The organism is Janthinobacterium sp. DSP2-3-3 (assembly GCF_049897325.1).
Taxonomy (GTDB): Bacteria; Pseudomonadota; Gammaproteobacteria; order Burkholderiales; family Burkholderiaceae_D; genus Janthinobacterium.
On record NZ_JAFCWA010000006.1, the window covers coordinates 1 to 16,803 of the forward strand.

A 16,803-nucleotide genomic window follows, 5' to 3' on the forward strand; every position below is an offset into this window, starting at 1 on the left:
GAGCATCCGGTCAACCGGGTTGGCGACTTCCTGCCCTGGAACTGTGCCGCACAGCTCCCCTCAGCCTAAACAACACGCCGCTTCCCAGCGGTGTGATGCCATCATCTAGCAAATCAACATCCGGCTCAAGACGGCGTTGGCTTTACGCTTACCCAAAAATATAGTTGGTGGACTCGGAACGGGATGCCTGGCTAAGTGTTCCGTTTTTGATGTCAGTATGAAAAGCAAACGATTTTCCTATTATTAGCTACTAGAAAAGTATATATCTAGTACTAATTCGCTCTCGTCAAGTGTAGCCGCATCATAAAATCAACTCTTAAAACTACTTCCTCCCCTCAGTAGCCATCTTCACCGCCAACCCCGTCAACACCCCTCCCATCATCCACCGCTGCACCGCCACCCAACCCGGCCGGCTTGCCAGAAACCCCGCAATCGACCCCGCCATCACCGCAATCACCGAATTCACGGCGATGCTGACGATGATCTGCACGCAACCGAGCGCCACCGATTGCACCAAAATACTCCCATGCCCCGGCGTAATAAACTGCGGCAGCAGTGACAAATACATCACAGCAATCTTGGGATTGGCCAGATTGGTAATCAAGCCCATGAGAAACAGTTTGCGCGGTCCATCGACAGGCAGGTCGCGCACGGCGAACGCGGAGCGTCCACCCGGCTTGACGGCTTGCCAGGCCAGATACAACAGATAGGCGGCGCCGCCGAAGCGCAGCGCATCGTAGGCGTAGGGCACGGCAAAGACAAAGGCGGTAATGCCGAAGGCGGCGCACAGCATGTAGAACAGGAAACCCACGGCCACGCCGCCGAGCGAGATGAAGCCGGCGCGGCGGCCCTGGCTGATGGAGCGGGAAATCAGGTAGATCATGTTGGGGCCGGGCGTCAACGCCATGCCCAGGGCCACGAGTCCAAACATCAGCAAGGCTGTCAAATCGGGCATGGTGCCCCTTTCATGAAACTGATGTCATGGGCAGACGCCGCGCCGCGCAGCTGATGTTTTTCCAGTGCGTGCCTGCTAGAGGAATATCAAGATTATCACATCAAATACCGCTGACAGCAGGCCGCAAAGCCCGATGCGCCTGCCAGGCGGGGCCCCGAGTCCGGCACCTCACATCACCGCGCGCCACCGTCCTTGGCTTCGGCCTCGATCAAGCTGAGTGCCGCACGCGACAGTAAGCCGCTGCGCGTCTCGTGTCGCGCCGCCGCATAGCGGTCGATTTTGCTCAACACAAAGCGTGGCAGGCTGATGTTGATGCGTTCGGGCTTGCTATCGAGTTTTTCAAGGTCAAGGTGTACCAATGCCCAGATGCCGCCCACATGCTCAGGATTTGCCTGCAGGGCTTCGATCTTGCTTTGCGTGATATCCACGGGTTCGCCCAACTCCAGCAGTGTCTCGATGTGGCTGGTGATGGCTGCCCGGACGTTGTTGAGCGCGTCTTCCACGCTGTCGCCCCACGAGTGGACGCCTTTGATGTCGGGGACGTTCACACCGTACACACTACCGGCATCTTTAAAAATGACAACGGGGATATCCATTGCTAGTCCCTCACTCACTATTTGTCGAACTCTGCAACATGCTGTAGCTCTCTCACTTCAAGCCAGCAGACCTTAATATGCTGTTCCCTGTGCCGACAGGCAGGTCTTTTTTCGGATGTGGCACCGTCACCAAGCCAGGCTTTTCAGCATGTTTGAAGTGATGGTGGCTGCCTTTGACGCGTACTTCTTCCCATCCATCTTCTTTCAGCATCCAGATCAAATGACTTGAGTTCATGTGCCGCTCCCAAGTGCCGCTTTGTGTAATCATACACAGAATGTGTATAAGTGTGTATTCCGAGGCTGACGTCACGCAAGGTTCAGACGCAAAAAAACCCGCCGAAGCGGGTTTTTCACTCTACAGCCAAACCAAAAACTTAGAACTGGTTCATGGTGTTGTCTTTACCAGCCGCTTTTAACGCCGCTTCGCCGCTGAAGTAATCCTTGTGATCGTCGCCGATGTCCGAGCCGGACATGTTTTGATGTTTCACGCAGGCGATGCCCTGGCGGATTTCCTTGCGCTGCACGCCGGCCACGTAGCCCAGCATGCCTTGGTCGCCGAAGTATTCCTTGGCCAGGTTGTCGGTCGACAAGGCGGCCGTGTGGTAGGTAGGCAGGGTGATCAGGTGATGGAAGATGCCGGCTTCGCGGGCCGAGTCGGCCTGGAAAGTGCGGATTTTCTCGTCGGCCGTGATCGCCAATTCCGTCTGGTCGTATTCCACGCTCATCAGCTGGGTACGTTCGTAGGCGGACACGTCCTTGCCGTCGGCCTTCATGATGTCATACATCTGCTGGCGGAAGTTCAGGGTCCAGTTGAACGATGGGCTATTGTTGTACACCAGCTTGGCGTTCGGGATGACCTTGCGGATTTCGCTGACCATGCCGCCGATTTGCGCGATATGCGGTTTTTCCGTTTCGATCCACAGCAGGTCGGCGCCGTTTTGCAGCGAGGTGATGCAGTCCAGCACGCAACGCTCTTCGCCGGAACCGGCGCGGAACTGAAACAGGTTGCTCGGCAGGCGTTTCGGACGCAGCAGCTTGCCTTCGCGCTTGATGATGACGTCGCCATTGCCCAGCGCGTCGGCCGACACTTCTTCGCAGTCGAGGAAGGCATTGTATTGGTCGCCCAGGTCGCCTGGTTCATTGGTCACGGCGATCTGCTTGGTCAGGCCGGCGCCCAGCGAATCGGTGCGGGCGACGATGATGCCGTCGTCCACGCCCAGTTCCAGGAAAGCGTAGCGGATGGCGCGGATCTTGGCCAGGAAGTCTTCGTGCGGTACCGTGACTTTACCGTCCTGGTGGCCGCATTGTTTCTCGTCGGATACCTGGTTTTCGATCTGGATGCAGCAGGCGCCCGCTTCGATGAATTGTTTTGCCAGCAAATAGGTCGCTTCAGCATTGCCGAAACCGGCGTCGATGTCGGCGATGATGGGCACGACGTGGGTCACATGGCCGTCGATCTTGGCCTGGATCGCTTGTTTCTCAGCACCTTGGGCGGCGTCCAGCTGGCGGAACAGGCCGCCCAGTTCGCGGGCATCAGCCTGGCGCAGGAAAGTGTAGAGTTCCTTGATCAGTGCCGAGACGGCGGTTTTTTCATGCATCGACTGGTCTGGCAGCGGGCCAAACTCGGAGCGCAGGGCAGCGACCATCCAGCCGGACAGGTAGAGGTAGCGGCGGTCGGTGCTGTTGAAGTGCTTCTTGATCGAGATCATCTTCTGTTGACCGATGAAACCATGCCAGCAGCCGAGCGACTGTGTGTACTTGGAGGGGTCCGCATCGTAGGCAGCCATGTCGTTGCGCATGATCTTGGCCGTGTAGCGGGCAATGTCCAGGCCGGTCTTGAATTTGTTCTGGGCGCGCATGCGGGCGGCGGACTCGGGATTGATGGCATTCCATGCGCTACCTTGTTGCTCTTTCAAACCGGCAACAGCCTTGATGTCGTCTTGATATTGGGACATGTGTATCTCCTAAAGAAAAACTAAGTTTGAGAAAATCGTCGAGTGCGCCGCTTTGTCGATGCGAACTGCATGACTAAATAGTAGGCCGATTGGCGCCGATGTTCAAGTCTTATATAAGACATATAACTTAAATTTATTCCTTGTTTTTCAACGACTTAATTTGTATTTTTTGCGATGTGGAATGAATTTTCAAAAAGCGAGAGCATTAATGGCTGAGTTCGCTGTTTGAAATCCCGTAATGTGAAACGCCTTTTCAGATTTTGGTGCAGCGCGACAAATCGGGGTGTAAAAAAGCCACCCGAAGGTGGCTTGTGCCGCAGGCGGCTGATCTACCGTCCCACGGTCTGCCGTTGGTCCTTGATGAACAGCGCCGTCAACATGCCGATCACGCACACGCCGATCACGTAGTAGGCGGGGCCCAGCACGTTGTTCTTCAGCATCAGAGTCACGACCACCGGCGTCAGGCCGCCGAAAATCGCGTATGACAAGTTGTAGGAAAACGAGAGTCCAGAAAAGCGTACCTGAGCTGGAAACGCTTGCACCAGCACGTAAGGCACGGCGCCGACGACGCCGACGCACAGGCCCGTCATGGCGTACAGGGGCAGCAGCAGGTCGGGGCGGCTGCCGATGGTGGTGTAGAAAATATAGGTACTGATGGCCAGCAGCACGGAGCCGACGAAGATCACGCGCTTGCCGCCCAGGCGGTCGGCCAGCATGCCGGCGATGATGCAGCCGAAGGCCAGGCACAGCGTCGCCACGCTATTGGCCACCAGGGTGGTGCGCGGGGCGATGTGGTGGATCTTTTGCAGCAGGGCAGGCGTCATCAAAATGACGACGACGATGCCGGCCGACAACATCCATGTCAGCAGCATCGACACGGCGACAGCGCCGCGGTGGCTGCGCAATACGGCTTTCAATGGCATTTCCGTGGACAGGGCCTTGCGCTGCTGCATTTCCGCGAAGACGGGGGTTTCATGCAGCCAGCGGCGCAAATACATGGCGCCGAAGCCGAAGATGCCGCCCAGCAAGAACGGATAGCGCCAGGCGCCGCCCGTTACTTCTTCCGGTGTGTAGACGGTGTTCAAGCCCGTCGCCACGAGCGAACCGAGCAGGATGCCCACCGTCAGGCCGGCCGTCAGCGTGCCACAGGCAAAGCCCGTGAAACGGCTGGGCACGTGTTCCGAGACAAACACCCAGGCGCCCGGTACTTCGCCGCCCACGGCCGCGCCCTGGAAGATGCGCATCAGCAGCAACAGCAGCGGGGCGGCCAGGCCGATGGTGGCGTACGTCGGCAGCAGGCCGATCAGCAGTGTCGGCACGGCCATCATCAGGATGGACAGGGTGAACATGCGCTTGCGGCCCAGCAAGTCGCCGAAGTGGGCCATGACGATGCCGCCAAGCGGGCGCACCACGTAGCCGGCGGCGAAGATGCCGAAGGTTTGCAGCAAACGCAGCCATTCCGGCATTTCCGGCGGAAAGAACAGCTGGCCGATGGCATTGGCGAAGAAGACGAAGATGATGAAATCGTAGAATTCCAGCGCGCCACCCAGGGCGGCCAGCGACAGGGTTTTATAGTCTTGTTGGGTGAGGGGACGGCTTGCGGCGTCGATTGCGGCGGTGTTGGAAGTAGGCATGTGTCTCGTTCTTGTGTGTTATCGGAGATTGCCAGACCTAGCATACGCATTTCCGCCGCGTGAGTAAACGCGTGGGGATGGGCAGTCGCCTCAGCTGTGCTTAATACAAGTGCTTAATACAACGCCGCTATCATCAGCGTGGACTTCATTGGAAAGGACACAGTATGCATATCATGAACGTGGGCACCAGCCGGGGCCTGGGGCGCGCGCTGGTGGATGGCTTGCTCGCTGACGGGCACACCGTCATCGGCGTATCGCGCCAGCCAGCTGCCGACTTGCCCGCAGGGCAGGGCACGCAGCTGCAATGGATCGCGGCGGACCTGGCTGTGCCGACCGATGCCGTCGAACGCATTGCGCGCCAGGCACCTGCCGCGCTGGACGCGGTCATCTACAACCTGGGCGTATGGGAAGAAAAGGCCTTCAGCGACGACTACGCTTTTCTCGGCGATACGGACGACGCCATCGTCGACATGGTCAATACCAACATCACGGCGACCATTTTGCTGCTCAAGCGCCTGGTACCCCGCTTGCTGGCCAGCAGCAAGCCGCAGCTGATACTCACTGGGTCGACGTCCGGCCTGCGCCAGAGCGGCCGCCCAGAAGTGAGGTTCAGCGCCTCGAAATTCGCCCTGAACGGCATCGCCGACGCCTTGCGTGAAGGTTTCCGTGCGCAGGGACTGGCCGTGACGGCGCTGCAACTGGGTTACCTGAATACCTACGATGGCTTGTCGGTGCCGCTGGCGGACGCCGCCGCGCGGGGCGAGGGCGAGCTGATCCCCGTGCATGATGTCGTTGCCGTCGTGCGTATGCTGCTGAGCTTATCGAATGCCTCGTTCGTGCGCGAACTGGTGCTGCCGGCGCTGCGCGACGAGCGTTTCTAGCTTATTTCCAAGCTTTACGCGTCTTTGCCGTAGACCTCGGACCAGCCGAGACGCTCTTCCAGCCAGTCATCCACTTCGGAGGAGTCCATTTGCAGCAGCAGGGCGCCCAGCCGCAGCTTGCCATTGGCAAGGGCAAGCACGGCGAGCACGGCTTCCAGCATGACGGGGTCGAGTTGACCCTGCAGGTCGCGCGCGGCGATGGCGGGTAGTTGCGCCCAGGCTGCCTAGTGGTGCGGCTCTTCCCACAGCTCATGCCACACGTCTTCGCCCGCCTGCATGGCCTTGAGCGCCTCGGCCACGTCGTAAGGCATGCGGTAGCCGCCTTCCAGGGTGGGCCAGATGGGATCGTCGAGTGATAGCAGCATTGCTTTCCTTCCTTCATCTATACTTATGGTTGACGCGCATACGCAAACATATGCTGCACGTACTCGGCCTTGCCTAGCGGCACGCCGTTATGGCGCAGGATGTTGTAGGCCGTCACCAGGTGAAAATAGAATTGCGGCGTGGCCCAGTTGAGCGCGTATTCCTGGCCCGTCATGTCGAAGCTCAGGCCGTCGGCCAGGGTGATCGATACTTGCCGCTCTGCGCCAGCGTCGATCACTGCGCGGTCCGCCGAGGCGAGCATCGCCAGGGTGTCCTCGATCAACGCCTTGGCTTGCCGCATGTTGGCGGGCGTGGCGAGTTGGGGTAGCGCCTGCTGCGTCAGCCGGCACGCGGCTTCCTGCGCCTGGGTGCAGGTGAATTCCACCTGCCGCGCCAGGGTGTGCATGTCGGGCGCCAGCCGTGCGTCGAGCAGATTTTGTACCTCAAACTCTAGTGCCTGGGCGCGTTCCTCGCCTTTAGTCAACAGCGTTGTCAGGGAGCGCAGCATCTGTGCAAAGCAGGCGATGGTGATGGCGTAGACCGACATGGACTTCCTCATGTAGTTGGGGATGAGTTGGGAGCGGAAAGGCGTGCGGCTCTTGCGCAAACGGCGCGAAGCTTGGCATGCGGCCTTGCGCTCAGGCGCCCACATTGAATAGTTCGGCCTTCCAGAGTTCAAGGGCGGTCGGCATGCACACATAGAGGGGCAAGAGCGATGCCAGCATTATGCCCGGGCCAGCCATGTTTCAGCGTGCCGATTGAACATGCTACAGTCCGCCTTTGCCGCCAGCCTGGCGCAGCTTGCCTGGACCAATGACCGATGCCCACCTGGACTTCCCCGCCACAACTCGTCGCCCTTGCCGCCTTCTATGCGCAGGCGCAAGCCCAGCCGGATGCCTTCAGCGACGCGGCCTTCCTCGATGCCGTCAAGACTGCCCACTGGCCCACCAACTGCTGGAATTATGTGGATGCATCGTTCGCCATCATTGCGCCCGCCTGCCTGCTGCGTCCGCATTTGACCGCAGAGCTGATCGCCTTGCCCATCGCCGCCATGATCGCGGGCGGCCTGGAAGATGCGGGGCAAGTCATCGCGATTGGCCTGGACTGCGCCACGCGCAGCGCGCTGTACGTTGAGCCCAGCGAGGAGGGCAAGCGCTGGCTGACGCAGGTGTGGCCGACTCTGGGCACGATGGCCGAGGCGGTATTCCAGGCCGGGTGGCAAGCGGCGATGCTGGAGGATGAAGACGAACTAAGCCTGCGGTTGATCTGGAAGGCCAGTTTGAGTTAGGATATACGTAACTACTTACATATATCTCCCTAATCATGTCCTCCAACCTGCAAACCTACGGCTCACTGATGCTGGCCAGTCGCCTGCGCCGTCTTTCCGATCAACTGTATGCCGGCGTCGATACCAGTTATGTGGCGGCGGGCGTCGAGCTGACGTCGCGTTGTTTCCCCTTGTTATTGCTGCTGCGCGACAACGGCCCCACGGCGATCACGGCCCTGGCCGCGCAGATCGGGCAGACGCACCCGGTGGTGGTGCAACTGGGGCGCAAGCTGCTCGATGCTGGCGTGGTGGCGGAAATGCCGGACGCCAAGGATGAGCGGCGCCGCCTGCTGGCGCTGACCGACGCCGGGCAAGCCTTGCTGCGCAACATGGCGCCCCTGTGGGACGATGTGCGCGCGGCCGTCGACGCCGTGTTCGAGCAAGGCACACCGCAGCTGATGGCCAGCGTGGACCGGGCGGAAGCGCGCTTGCAGGCGCAAGGCTTTGGCGAGACGATCGCCGCCTGCCGGCGCCAGCGCGAACGGGCCGCCGTGGAAATCATCGACTACGACGCCCACTATGCGGCCGATTTCAAGCGCCTGAATATCGCCTGGCTGGAGCGCTATTTCTATGTCGAGGCGCTCGACGACATGGTGCTGTCCGATCCGCAACGCTCGATCCTCGACGCTGGCGGGCAGATTTTCCTCGCGCGCCTCGATGGAGAAATCGTTGGCACTTGCGCGCTGATCCGTGCCGGCAACGCCAGCATCGAGCTGTCGAAGATGGCTGTCACACCAGAATGCCAGGGTATGGGCATCGCGCGGCGGCTGATCGAACGGGCCTTCCATGCCTTCGAGGCCAGCGGCGCACAACTGCTGTTCCTGGAGTCGAACAGCAAGCTGGCGCCCGCCATCCGCCTGTACGAAAGCAGCGGTTTTACGCACGTGGCGCGTCCAGCCGGCGATGCCCATTACCAGCGTGCCGACGTCTACATGGAGTGGCAGGGCAGGTAGCGCACGTTGGGCTTGCCATGCGGCGCTCCCTATCGGCCGTCTCCCGCGTTACAATACGCGCACCCAATAACGGAACCTAGGTTCCACTATCGAGAGACGCCGACGCCGCATGCCTTCCTTCCCGATGCCCTTCCCGCAGATGATCGTTCCACCGGAGCCCACCCAGGCGCGCAGCAAACAAGCGTTCGAGCGCTTGCTGCTGGTGGGCGAACAGTTGCTGGCGGAAAACCGTTTTGATGAAATCGGCGTGGCCGACCTGGCCAGGCTGGCGGAAACATCGGTCGGCACCTTTTACCGCTTGCTGGGCGACAAGGACACGTTGAGCCGCTTGCTGCTGCAGCGCTTTTTTTCCGACATGGTGGAAAAGGTCGAGACCCTGACGGAACTGCGCCAGTGGGAAACGCGCAGCCTGGAAGACTTCATCCGCGCCATGGTGGCCATGTTCGTGGCCGTGAATGGCGGGCGCAGCGGCGTCTTGCGGGCCTTGATCACGCGCGCGTCGCAGGATGCGCAATTTCGTGACAGGGTGCACCAGATCAATCATTTGATCTCGCAACGCACGGTTGCCGTGCTGGCCAGCAAGTCGGCCAGCATCCGCCACCCGAACCCCACGCAGGCGATGATGGTGGTGCCGCCCGTGCTGCTGGGCATCTTGAACCAGCACACCCTGACGGGTTCGCTGTCCTTTTTATCGGGCGCGGCACTGGAAGATGAACTGGTGCGTGTTGCTTTAAATTACCTGACTTGAGATAACCTAAGATATTTAGCGATTTAACTTGAAATCGGAATTCGGATTCCGTATTATGTTTTCCAACAGCAGGAAAACAGATTCCTGCACCTGAACACAAAGCATGTTCAACAGCAAGGAGACAGAATGCGGCGTCACACGACATCCGATGTTCCATTGCATTACCTCGACCTCGGCAAGGCGCAGGGCGAGCCCGCGCAGTCAGAGCCCGTTTTCTTGTTGCATGGCCTCGGGTCCTGCGGCGAAGACTGGCGCCCGCAAATCGATGCCCTCGGCATTAGTTATCGCCTGATCGTGCCCGATATGCGCGGCCATGGCGCCAGTCCCGCGCCGGGTGGCGACTGGCAGATCGGCGACTTTGCCAACGACCTCTTCAACTTGATGGACCAGCTCGACGTGCCGCGCGCGCACATCGTCGGCTTTTCCCTGGGCGGCATGGTGGGCCTGGAAATGGCTAACCGCGCGCCCGGCCGCGTGGCCAGTTTGTGCCTGATCAATTCCCAGCCGTTTCAGGGCAGCAAGCCGGCATCTTTGCTGTTTGCCTACTGGCTGCGCCGTACGGTGATTGCCACCCTGGGCTTGAAGCCCATGGGCAAGATCATCGGCAAGAAACTGTTTCCCGATCCATCCCAGCAAGCGCTGGTCGAGCGCTTCGCCACGCAGATGGCAGGCATGGACAAGCGCGCTTACCTGGCCGCGCTGGACGCCATTTTTCACTGGGATATCGACATGCATTTCCAGGCTCTGGCCATGCCTGTCTTCATCATGGCGGCCGACCAGGATTACACGCCCGTCGCCAGCAAGCGGGCCTTTGCCGCACAGTTTCAGCAGTGCAAGATCGAGATTATTGCGAACTCGCGCCACGCCACGCCCCTGGACCAGGCGCAGCGTGTGAATACCTTGTTGCAGTCCTTCTTCGCCACACATTCAAAATAAACAGGCCACTTGCCGCACGGGCAGGGGGCCGGGAAACAGTCATCGCAGGGCAGGTGCTCGCTACACGCGCGCCGGTACCGCTACGTCTTGCGAGTCTGGAATCCGGCCGTCTTCCCTGGTGGCAAGCAAGCCTGACATTGGAGACGCTATGAAACTTGCTTTGAAATTAATGCCCGCCGCCCTCGCCGTTGCCGGTGCCTTTGCCACCCAGGCCCAGGCGCAGGAAGCCACTCCCGCTGCTGCCAGCACGGCCCAGGAAGCCAGCGATGCGAAAGAACGCATGGAAACCGTCACCGTTTCCGCCCGCCGCCGCGAAGAGCGGCTGCAGGACGTGCCGCTGGCCGTCACGGCGTTTTCCGCCAAGGCCCTGGAACGGGCGAATATCCAGAACCTGGCCGACTTGCAGGAGCGTGTGCCGAACCTGACCGTGTACGCTTCGCGCGGCACGAACACCACCCTGACGGCTTTCATCCGCGGCGTGGGCCAGGCCGACCCCGTCTGGGGCGTGGACCCGGGCGTGGGCATTTATTTTGACGACGTCTACATGGCTCGTCCGCAAGGCGCCCTGCTCGACGTGTTCGACGTGCAGCGCATCGAAGTGCTGCGCGGCCCGCAAGGCACCCTGTACGGCAAGAACACCATTGGCGGCGCCATCAAGTACATTTCGCGCCCATTGGCGAAGGAAAACGGCGCTTCGGCGGAAGTGGGTATCGGTAATTACAACCAGCGCAACTTCAAGGCCGCCTTCAATCTGGCCAACGAGAACGGCACCTGGCGCGCGCGCCTGGCGGCTGCCAAGCTGGACCGCGACGGCTTCGGCCGCAACACCTTCAATGGCGAACAGGTCAGCGACCAGGACAGCACGGCCGCGCGCCTTTCCATCGGTTACTTTCCGCAGGACATCCCTTTGACTGTCGTGCTGAGCCTGGACGCTACGGACGATAAATCGGGCGTGCGCGGCTTCCAGCGCATGGGCGTGAGCGCCTTCGACCCGCTCAAGCGGCCGGCCAGCAAGAATGCGTATGACATCCAGAGCGGCATGCCGGGCAACAACTTCACGCACAACCGTGGCGGCTCGCTGGTGGCCAACTACACGCTGTCGAATGAGTGGTCCGTTAAAGTGATCGGCGCCAAGCGGCGCAGCACGTCCGAGCAAACCATCGACTTCGACGGCTTGCCGCAGCCCATCGCCGACGTATTCGGCGACTCGCGCGACGAGCAGAAAAGCCTGGAATTGCAAGCGTCATACAGCGGCGACTACGGCGCCGGCGTGATCGGCCTGTACCGCTTCGAAGGCACGGCCGGCGGCGGCATCTACAACAACTTCCTGGGACGCCAGTTCACGGCCGCCGTCAGCACGGTAGAGACGGACAGCACGGCGCTGTACACGGACTGGACCTGGCCGCTGGGCAAGGTGTGGAGCATCAATGCGGGCTTGCGCCACACGCGCGAGGAAAAGCGCGCCATCGTGCTCAACCGCGCCTTTGCCGACGTGGGCTTTACGCGGCCCATCCAGACGGCGGCCGACTTCGACAAGTCCCTGTCGGTCAGCAATACCTCGCCGAAACTGTCCGTGCGCTATGAAGCGTCGAAGACGACGAATTTCTACAGCAACCTGTCGCGCGGTTTCAAATCGGGCGGTTACAACGTGCGCGCCAACAACCTGGTGGTGCCCGATTCCGCGCGGCCCTACAAGGATGAAAAACTCGACGCGCTGGAAGTGGGCATGAAGTACGCGGCGCCGGACGATACGTTCGATGCCAACGTGGCCCTGTTCTACAACCGCTACAAGGATATCCAGCTGTCCGTCTTCACCAGCTATGTGCAGCCGGGCGGCGTGCCGGGCTTTTATGGCGACTTCACGAATGCGGGCAAGGCGACCGTCAAAGGCGCCGAGTTCGAATTCTCGTGGCGGCCCAACCGCCAATGGGAAGTCAACGGTTTCCTCGCCTTGCTGAATGCCAGCTATGACGAGTTCATGAGCGGCGGCAAGAACATTGCGGATACGCAAAAGTTCAGCAACACGCCGCGTCGGCAAGTGGGCTTGAACCTGACGCGCACGGACCGCGATGTGTTCGGCGGGGCCTTGCGCAGCATGGTCGGCTATGGCTACCGCAGCAAGGTGTATCCGACCACGGACTTGAGCGAGACCCTGGCGCAAGGCGGCTACAGCATCTGGACGGCGGGTGTCGTCTGGGAAGCGCCAAAGAACTGGACCTTCAGTCTGCATGGCAGCAACCTGGGCAATAAACGCTACCGCACGGATGGCTACAACATTCCCGCCGTGTTCATCCTCGACGGTTTCTACGGTCCACCGCGCCAAATCATCGCCAAGGCAGGCTATAAATTTTAAGAGGTTGTAGAAGTGCCGGCTTGATGTGTATCAAGCCGGTTTGTTGTCGCTGTTTTCGTCGTTAATAATAATCAGGAGACTGGCATGGCACATCTGAATCAGCAACTGCGTCACTTGTTATCTGCAATCATCGCCGCCTGCGGCTTGCTGGCCGCGCTGCCGGCCTCTGCTGGGCAGTGGGACTTCGGCCTGTATGCGAGCCTGTGGGGGGCACGTGAATACCAGGTCTGGCTACCGAGCAATTACAATCCGAACACGCCGCTGCCCGTGGTGTTGATGCTGCACGGCTGTGGTTCCGAGCCCAACAGCATGGCCGCCGTCAGCCGCTACAACCAGCTGGCTGATAGCGAAAACTTTATCGTCGTCTATCCGCGCCAGAACGCCACGGCCAATCCCATGCGCTGCTGGAATTTCATGCTGCCGCTGAACCAGGAGCGTGGCACGGGCGAGCCGGCCGTGCTAATGGGCATCTTGAACAAGGTCAAGAACAAGTATGCGGTGCAAGACAGCCGCGTGTATGTCACGGGCATTTCGGCGGGCGGCGCCATGGCCTCCATCATGGCTGCCTGCTACTCCGATGTGTTCGCCGCCGTGATGGTGCACTCGGGCGGCATGTACAAGGGGGCCATCGGCATGCTCACGGCCGCCGACTCCCTCTTCAACGGCAGTTCCTTCGACCCGAAAATACGCGGCAAGGATGCCTGGCGCTGCTCCGGTTCGCCGCGCCGGCTAATGCCGACGATGGTGTTCCACGGCACCTCCGACATCGTCGTCAACCCCCTCAACGGCGAGCAAACCATCGAGCAATTCTTGCAGACCAGCGATGTCGGCGACGATGGCCTCGACAATGACAGCGTGCGCTACCGTGCCGACAGCATCGTGCGCCAGACGGTGCCGTACGGCCGCAGTTACTCCATCGATACGTATCTGCACAACGGCGCCGTCATCGCACAAAAGTACACGGTGGAAGGCATGAATCACGCGTGGAGCGGCGGTCCGCCAGGCTGGCCATTCAGCGATGAGCTGGGACCGGACGCCACTGTAATCAGCTGGAATTTCTTCAAGAATGTCCAGCGCTAATGCTGTGAGGAAATGTGCAGCTTGTACAATGGGGCGCAGCGATAGCGCCACGTCGTGCTGGTCAAGCCCCGCTCTGCTGGCCAAGCGGCAAAGGCTGACGGAAGTTATGGGAACCTTGGCGCGTTCTTACTAAATATCAAGTATTTCCCTGCCATCCCATGGCATTGTCGGTTCTCCAGCTTGATTCGATGCAGGCGCGAATGAGGAGAACGCCATGGACGGTGATGAGTTGATATCGGGTACCCAACGTCCCTTGCGCCTGCGCCTGGGTATCTCGCCCAAGGTGCCCACCGGTGTGCTGATACCGCAGCGCATCGTCGGCAGCGAGACCATCTGTGGCGGCATCGCCTACCGCGTGCTGTGCGTCTCGACGCATGCCGGTCTGCCGCTGAGCAGTTTGATTGCCTTGCCCGCCGCGCTCGATATCGTCACCGACCAGGGCCAGTTGCGCAGCATCTGCGGCCTAGTCACGCAAGCGAGTGCTGGCGACAGCGACGGCGCGCTGACCAGCTACCAACTGGTGCTGACGGACGCGTTCACCATCATGGAAAAACGCTGCAATACGCGCGTCTTCCGACGCCTGACGGATATCGAGATCGTCAAGACCCTGCTCGACGAATGGATACGCAGCAATACCGTGCTGGCGCATGCCTTCCAGTATGCGTTTGCCGATTTCTTCGAGGCGCAGACCTATCCGCAGCGCGAATTTGTCATGCAGCACAATGAATCCGATGCGGCCTTCGTGCGCCGCTTGCTCAAGCGCAACGGCGTCGCCTGGTTTTTTCGTGCTGAGGGCAATCCGGATGCACATGCCGAGCCGGCGCATACCCTGGTGTTATTCAACCACGCCGATGGCTTGCGAAAGAACATGGCGGACACCGTGCGCTATCACGCGGACCGGGCAACCGAAGAGCGCGACACCCTGACCTTGTGGAGCGAAGTGCGCAAGCTGCAGGCGGGCAAGGTAACGCGACATAGCTGGAATGAGGAACACCCGCGTGCGCGGCCACTCATGACAGCCGACGCCATGGGGCAGGGCCAGCAGGGCACGCATGGCAACGCGATTGCCGCCACCCTTGATGATTACCGCGTGCTGCCGCCGCGCGCGGGCGCGGATCATGAAGCGTTGTGCCAGCTGGGCATGCTGGCCATGCAACAGCACGATTACGAGAACCATTGCTTTCATGCCGAAGGCAGCGTACGCGACCTGTGCCCGGGTGAATACTTTACTCTGGCCGAGCATCCCGATATCGATGCCTTGCCAGCGGCCGAGCGAGATTTTGTCGTCACGTCGCTGCAGGTAGCGGCGCAAAATAATTTACCCAGGGAGCTTGCCGCTCGGGTGGCGCGCCTGTTTGCGCGCAATCGTTGGCTGGCCGATGACGCATCGCTGCCGCCGCGCGAGCTGGCGGCGGCGGTGGATGCCGGCGCCTTGCGCATGCGTATCGAACTGACTGCCGTGCGGCGCGGCGTGGCTATCGTGCCGGCCTACGACACGCGCATCGACCTGCCGCCGGTTACCATGCAAAGCGCCGTGGTGGTGGGGCCAGCCAATGAAGAAGTCCACTGCGATGCGATGGGCCGTGTCAAGGTGCGCTTTCCCGCCACGCGCACGCTGGACCACCAACATGCAGGCGGCACGGGTGCCTCCGACACCGATGCCGATTCGGCCTGGGTGCGCGTCGCGTCGAGCTGGGCTGGAAGCGGACCTGGCAGCATGCAGCAATGCGGCTACCTGGGCTTGCCCCGTGTAGGCAGCGAAGTCTTGCTGGCCTTTCTCGGTGGTGATCCGGACCGGCCCATTGTCGTCGGCCAGCTGTACAACCACAGCGCGTTGCCAATCGCCTTGAGCAAGGCCGGTGACCTGCCTGGCAACCGTTATTTGTCCGGCATCAAGAGCCGCGAAATCAAGGGCAAGCGCACCAATCAACTGCGCTTTGACGATGTGCATGGGCAAATCAATGCCCAGCTTTCCAGCGATCATGGTTCCAGCCAGCTCAACCTGGGCTGGCTGACGCAGGATCGGCGCAATGGTCAGGGCGACGCGCGCGGCGAGGGTGCCGAGCTGCGCACCGACGAGCAACTGGCGATGCGGGCGGGCAAGGGCATGCTGATCTCGGCCTGGAAGCGCCTGAATGGCGATGGCGGCCACATGGCGCGCACCGAATATCTAGGCCTGATGGAAAACTGTTTGGAATTGTTTCGCTCTCTTGGCAGCTATGCGGCCACGCATCAGGCGCTGGTGCAGGAGGATCAGGCGCAGCAGGAATTGCAGCACGGTTTGAAAGGCTGGGAAGGCGGCAGCAATACGCAGCCCCGTGCCGAACTGGGCGGTGCAGCGGCGATTGCCGTCACGGCACCGGCCGGCATCAGCTTTGCCAGTTCGAAGGCCATCATCAGCTATGCCGTCAGCAATATCGATACGGTGGCGCAGCAGCATCTGCAAGCGGTGGCGGGCCAGCGCTACAGCGTCAACGCAGGCAAGGGCATCTCGTTGTTTGCCCATGCGGATGGCATCCGCGCCATCGCGCACCATGGCAAGTTCTTGCTGCAAAGCCAGCATGACGACATGGAACTGAATGCCGGGAAAAACCTGAAGTTGACGGCCAGCGAGGGCAAGCTGACGGGGATGGCCGATGAAATCGTGTTGATTTCCAAGTATGGCGCTTTCATCCGCATCGCCGATGGCATCACCTTTGGCAGCAAGTCGCCACTGAACTTCAATGCGCCCAATTTTGTGTTTAATGATCCGCAAAGCATGGACGTGCAATTACCAAACTTTGCCGACGGCAAGGCCGATCAGCAATTCATCTTTCAGTACGAGGGCGACGACAGTCCCGTCGATGGCGTGCCGCCAGCACCGCAACTGGCGCCGCAAGCGCACTTTGCCGTGAAATTGGGCGATGGTTCGTTGGCAGATGGCCGCAGTGACGGGGGCGGCAAGACGGAGGTGCTGGAGCGCCCAGCGATGCACCTGGCCGCCATCGAAGTGTTCAACAACAAGGATTGATGACGCCAGGAG

At 60.6% G+C, this 16,803-nt stretch carries 16 protein-coding genes; 8 read left to right on the forward strand and 8 right to left on the reverse strand.

The features are described from left to right. Positions 1-322: 322 nt before the first annotated feature. The 5 genes from ACP7DE_RS13395 to ACP7DE_RS13415 form a co-directional block, all read right to left on the reverse strand. Positions 323-955: a LysE family translocator gene (locus ACP7DE_RS13395; protein WP_426072563.1), complete on the reverse strand. Its 633-nt coding sequence runs from the start codon at positions 953-955 to the stop codon at positions 323-325. Between the two features lie 173 nt (positions 956-1,128). Further along, entirely contained in the window at positions 1,129-1,551 is a 423-nt protein-coding gene (locus tag ACP7DE_RS13400; RefSeq protein ID WP_426072564.1) for a type II toxin-antitoxin system HicB family antitoxin, read from the reverse strand. Positions 1,552-1,603: 52 nt separating this feature from the next. Next, entirely contained in the window at positions 1,604-1,786 is a 183-nt protein-coding gene (locus tag ACP7DE_RS13405) for a type II toxin-antitoxin system HicA family toxin (protein ID WP_426072565.1), read from the reverse strand. Between the two features lie 139 nt (positions 1,787-1,925). Beyond that, the gene (locus ACP7DE_RS13410; RefSeq protein WP_426072566.1) at positions 1,926-3,506 is read right to left on the reverse strand and encodes an isocitrate lyase; all 1,581 of its coding nucleotides are present in this window, start codon (positions 3,504-3,506) and stop codon (positions 1,926-1,928) included. Between the two features lie 329 nt (positions 3,507-3,835). After that, positions 3,836-5,140: an MFS transporter gene (locus tag ACP7DE_RS13415; protein WP_426072567.1), complete on the reverse strand. Its 1,305-nt coding sequence runs from the start codon at positions 5,138-5,140 to the stop codon at positions 3,836-3,838. A 164-nt stretch (positions 5,141-5,304) separates the two neighbouring features. Between ACP7DE_RS13415 and ACP7DE_RS13420 the strand changes: the two genes are divergently transcribed. Then, on the forward strand, positions 5,305-6,021 hold the full coding sequence (locus tag ACP7DE_RS13420) for an SDR family oxidoreductase (RefSeq protein ID WP_426072568.1): 717 nt from the start codon (positions 5,305-5,307) through the stop codon (positions 6,019-6,021). A gap of 14 nt (positions 6,022-6,035) precedes the next feature. On the opposite strand, the gene ACP7DE_RS13425 is transcribed toward ACP7DE_RS13420, so the two are convergent. The 3 genes from ACP7DE_RS13425 to ACP7DE_RS13435 form a co-directional block, all read right to left on the reverse strand. Continuing rightward, the gene (locus tag ACP7DE_RS13425; protein ID WP_426072569.1) at positions 6,036-6,182 is read right to left on the reverse strand and encodes a hypothetical protein; all 147 of its coding nucleotides are present in this window, start codon (positions 6,180-6,182) and stop codon (positions 6,036-6,038) included. 63 nt (positions 6,183-6,245) lie between these two features. Further along, positions 6,246-6,386 carry a hypothetical protein gene (locus ACP7DE_RS13430; protein ID WP_426072570.1) on the reverse strand — a complete coding sequence of 47 codons (141 nt, stop codon included), beginning with the start codon at positions 6,384-6,386 and terminating at the stop codon, positions 6,246-6,248. A gap of 23 nt (positions 6,387-6,409) precedes the next feature. Then, positions 6,410-6,931 (reverse strand): DUF1993 domain-containing protein, encoded by a 522-nt coding sequence (locus tag ACP7DE_RS13435; protein WP_426072571.1) that lies wholly within the window; start codon positions 6,929-6,931, stop codon positions 6,410-6,412. Between the two features lie 273 nt (positions 6,932-7,204). Between ACP7DE_RS13435 and ACP7DE_RS13440 the strand changes: the two genes are divergently transcribed. The 7 genes from ACP7DE_RS13440 to ACP7DE_RS13470 all read left to right on the forward strand — a co-directional run bounded on the left by ACP7DE_RS13440 (position 7,205) and on the right by ACP7DE_RS13470 (position 16,791). Next, on the forward strand, positions 7,205-7,672 hold the full coding sequence (locus ACP7DE_RS13440) for a hypothetical protein (RefSeq protein ID WP_426072572.1): 468 nt from the start codon (positions 7,205-7,207) through the stop codon (positions 7,670-7,672). A gap of 35 nt (positions 7,673-7,707) precedes the next feature. Continuing rightward, positions 7,708-8,664 carry a bifunctional helix-turn-helix transcriptional regulator/GNAT family N-acetyltransferase gene (locus tag ACP7DE_RS13445; RefSeq protein WP_426072573.1) on the forward strand — a complete coding sequence of 319 codons (957 nt, stop codon included), beginning with the start codon at positions 7,708-7,710 and terminating at the stop codon, positions 8,662-8,664. A 109-nt stretch (positions 8,665-8,773) separates the two neighbouring features. Continuing rightward, positions 8,774-9,412, forward strand: a complete 639-nt coding sequence (locus tag ACP7DE_RS13450; protein WP_426072574.1) for a TetR/AcrR family transcriptional regulator — start codon at positions 8,774-8,776, stop codon at positions 9,410-9,412. 126 nt (positions 9,413-9,538) lie between these two features. Beyond that, on the forward strand, positions 9,539-10,348 hold the full coding sequence (locus ACP7DE_RS13455) for an alpha/beta fold hydrolase (protein ID WP_426072575.1): 810 nt from the start codon (positions 9,539-9,541) through the stop codon (positions 10,346-10,348). Positions 10,349-10,496: 148 nt separating this feature from the next. Beyond that, positions 10,497-12,701: a TonB-dependent receptor gene (locus ACP7DE_RS13460; protein WP_426072576.1), complete on the forward strand. Its 2,205-nt coding sequence runs from the start codon at positions 10,497-10,499 to the stop codon at positions 12,699-12,701. Positions 12,702-12,785: 84 nt separating this feature from the next. Continuing rightward, a complete protein-coding gene (locus tag ACP7DE_RS13465) occupies positions 12,786-13,781 on the forward strand; it encodes an extracellular catalytic domain type 1 short-chain-length polyhydroxyalkanoate depolymerase (protein WP_426072577.1) in 996 nt (331 codons plus the stop codon). A 214-nt stretch (positions 13,782-13,995) separates the two neighbouring features. Next, positions 13,996-16,791: a type VI secretion system Vgr family protein gene (locus ACP7DE_RS13470; RefSeq protein ID WP_426072578.1), complete on the forward strand. Its 2,796-nt coding sequence runs from the start codon at positions 13,996-13,998 to the stop codon at positions 16,789-16,791. Positions 16,792-16,803: the final 12 nt, after the last annotated feature.

What these genes read in the sequence shown, in the direction of transcription:
- ACP7DE_RS13395 (WP_426072563.1), bottom strand. Translation starts at nt 955, where the DNA reads ATGCCCGATTTGACAGCCTTGCTGATGTTTGGACTCGTGGCCCTGGGC.
- ACP7DE_RS13400 (WP_426072564.1), bottom strand. Translation starts at nt 1,551, where the DNA reads ATGGATATCCCCGTTGTCATTTTTAAAGATGCCGGTAGTGTGTACGGT.
- ACP7DE_RS13405 (WP_426072565.1), bottom strand. Translation starts at nt 1,786, where the DNA reads ATGAACTCAAGTCATTTGATCTGGATGCTGAAAGAAGATGGATGGGAA.
- ACP7DE_RS13410 (WP_426072566.1), bottom strand. Translation starts at nt 3,506, where the DNA reads ATGTCCCAATATCAAGACGACATCAAGGCTGTTGCCGGTTTGAAAGAG.
- ACP7DE_RS13415 (WP_426072567.1), bottom strand. Translation starts at nt 5,140, where the DNA reads ATGCCTACTTCCAACACCGCCGCAATCGACGCCGCAAGCCGTCCCCTC.
- ACP7DE_RS13420 (WP_426072568.1), top strand. Translation starts at nt 5,305, where the DNA reads ATGCATATCATGAACGTGGGCACCAGCCGGGGCCTGGGGCGCGCGCTG.
- ACP7DE_RS13425 (WP_426072569.1), bottom strand. Translation starts at nt 6,182, where the DNA reads ATGCTGGAAGCCGTGCTCGCCGTGCTTGCCCTTGCCAATGGCAAGCTG.
- ACP7DE_RS13430 (WP_426072570.1), bottom strand. Translation starts at nt 6,386, where the DNA reads ATGCTGCTATCACTCGACGATCCCATCTGGCCCACCCTGGAAGGCGGC.
- ACP7DE_RS13435 (WP_426072571.1), bottom strand. Translation starts at nt 6,931, where the DNA reads ATGTCGGTCTACGCCATCACCATCGCCTGCTTTGCACAGATGCTGCGC.
- ACP7DE_RS13440 (WP_426072572.1), top strand. Translation starts at nt 7,205, where the DNA reads ATGCCCACCTGGACTTCCCCGCCACAACTCGTCGCCCTTGCCGCCTTC.
- ACP7DE_RS13445 (WP_426072573.1), top strand. Translation starts at nt 7,708, where the DNA reads ATGTCCTCCAACCTGCAAACCTACGGCTCACTGATGCTGGCCAGTCGC.
- ACP7DE_RS13450 (WP_426072574.1), top strand. Translation starts at nt 8,774, where the DNA reads ATGCCTTCCTTCCCGATGCCCTTCCCGCAGATGATCGTTCCACCGGAG.
- ACP7DE_RS13455 (WP_426072575.1), top strand. Translation starts at nt 9,539, where the DNA reads ATGCGGCGTCACACGACATCCGATGTTCCATTGCATTACCTCGACCTC.
- ACP7DE_RS13460 (WP_426072576.1), top strand. Translation starts at nt 10,497, where the DNA reads ATGAAACTTGCTTTGAAATTAATGCCCGCCGCCCTCGCCGTTGCCGGT.
- ACP7DE_RS13465 (WP_426072577.1), top strand. Translation starts at nt 12,786, where the DNA reads ATGGCACATCTGAATCAGCAACTGCGTCACTTGTTATCTGCAATCATC.
- ACP7DE_RS13470 (WP_426072578.1), top strand. Translation starts at nt 13,996, where the DNA reads ATGGACGGTGATGAGTTGATATCGGGTACCCAACGTCCCTTGCGCCTG.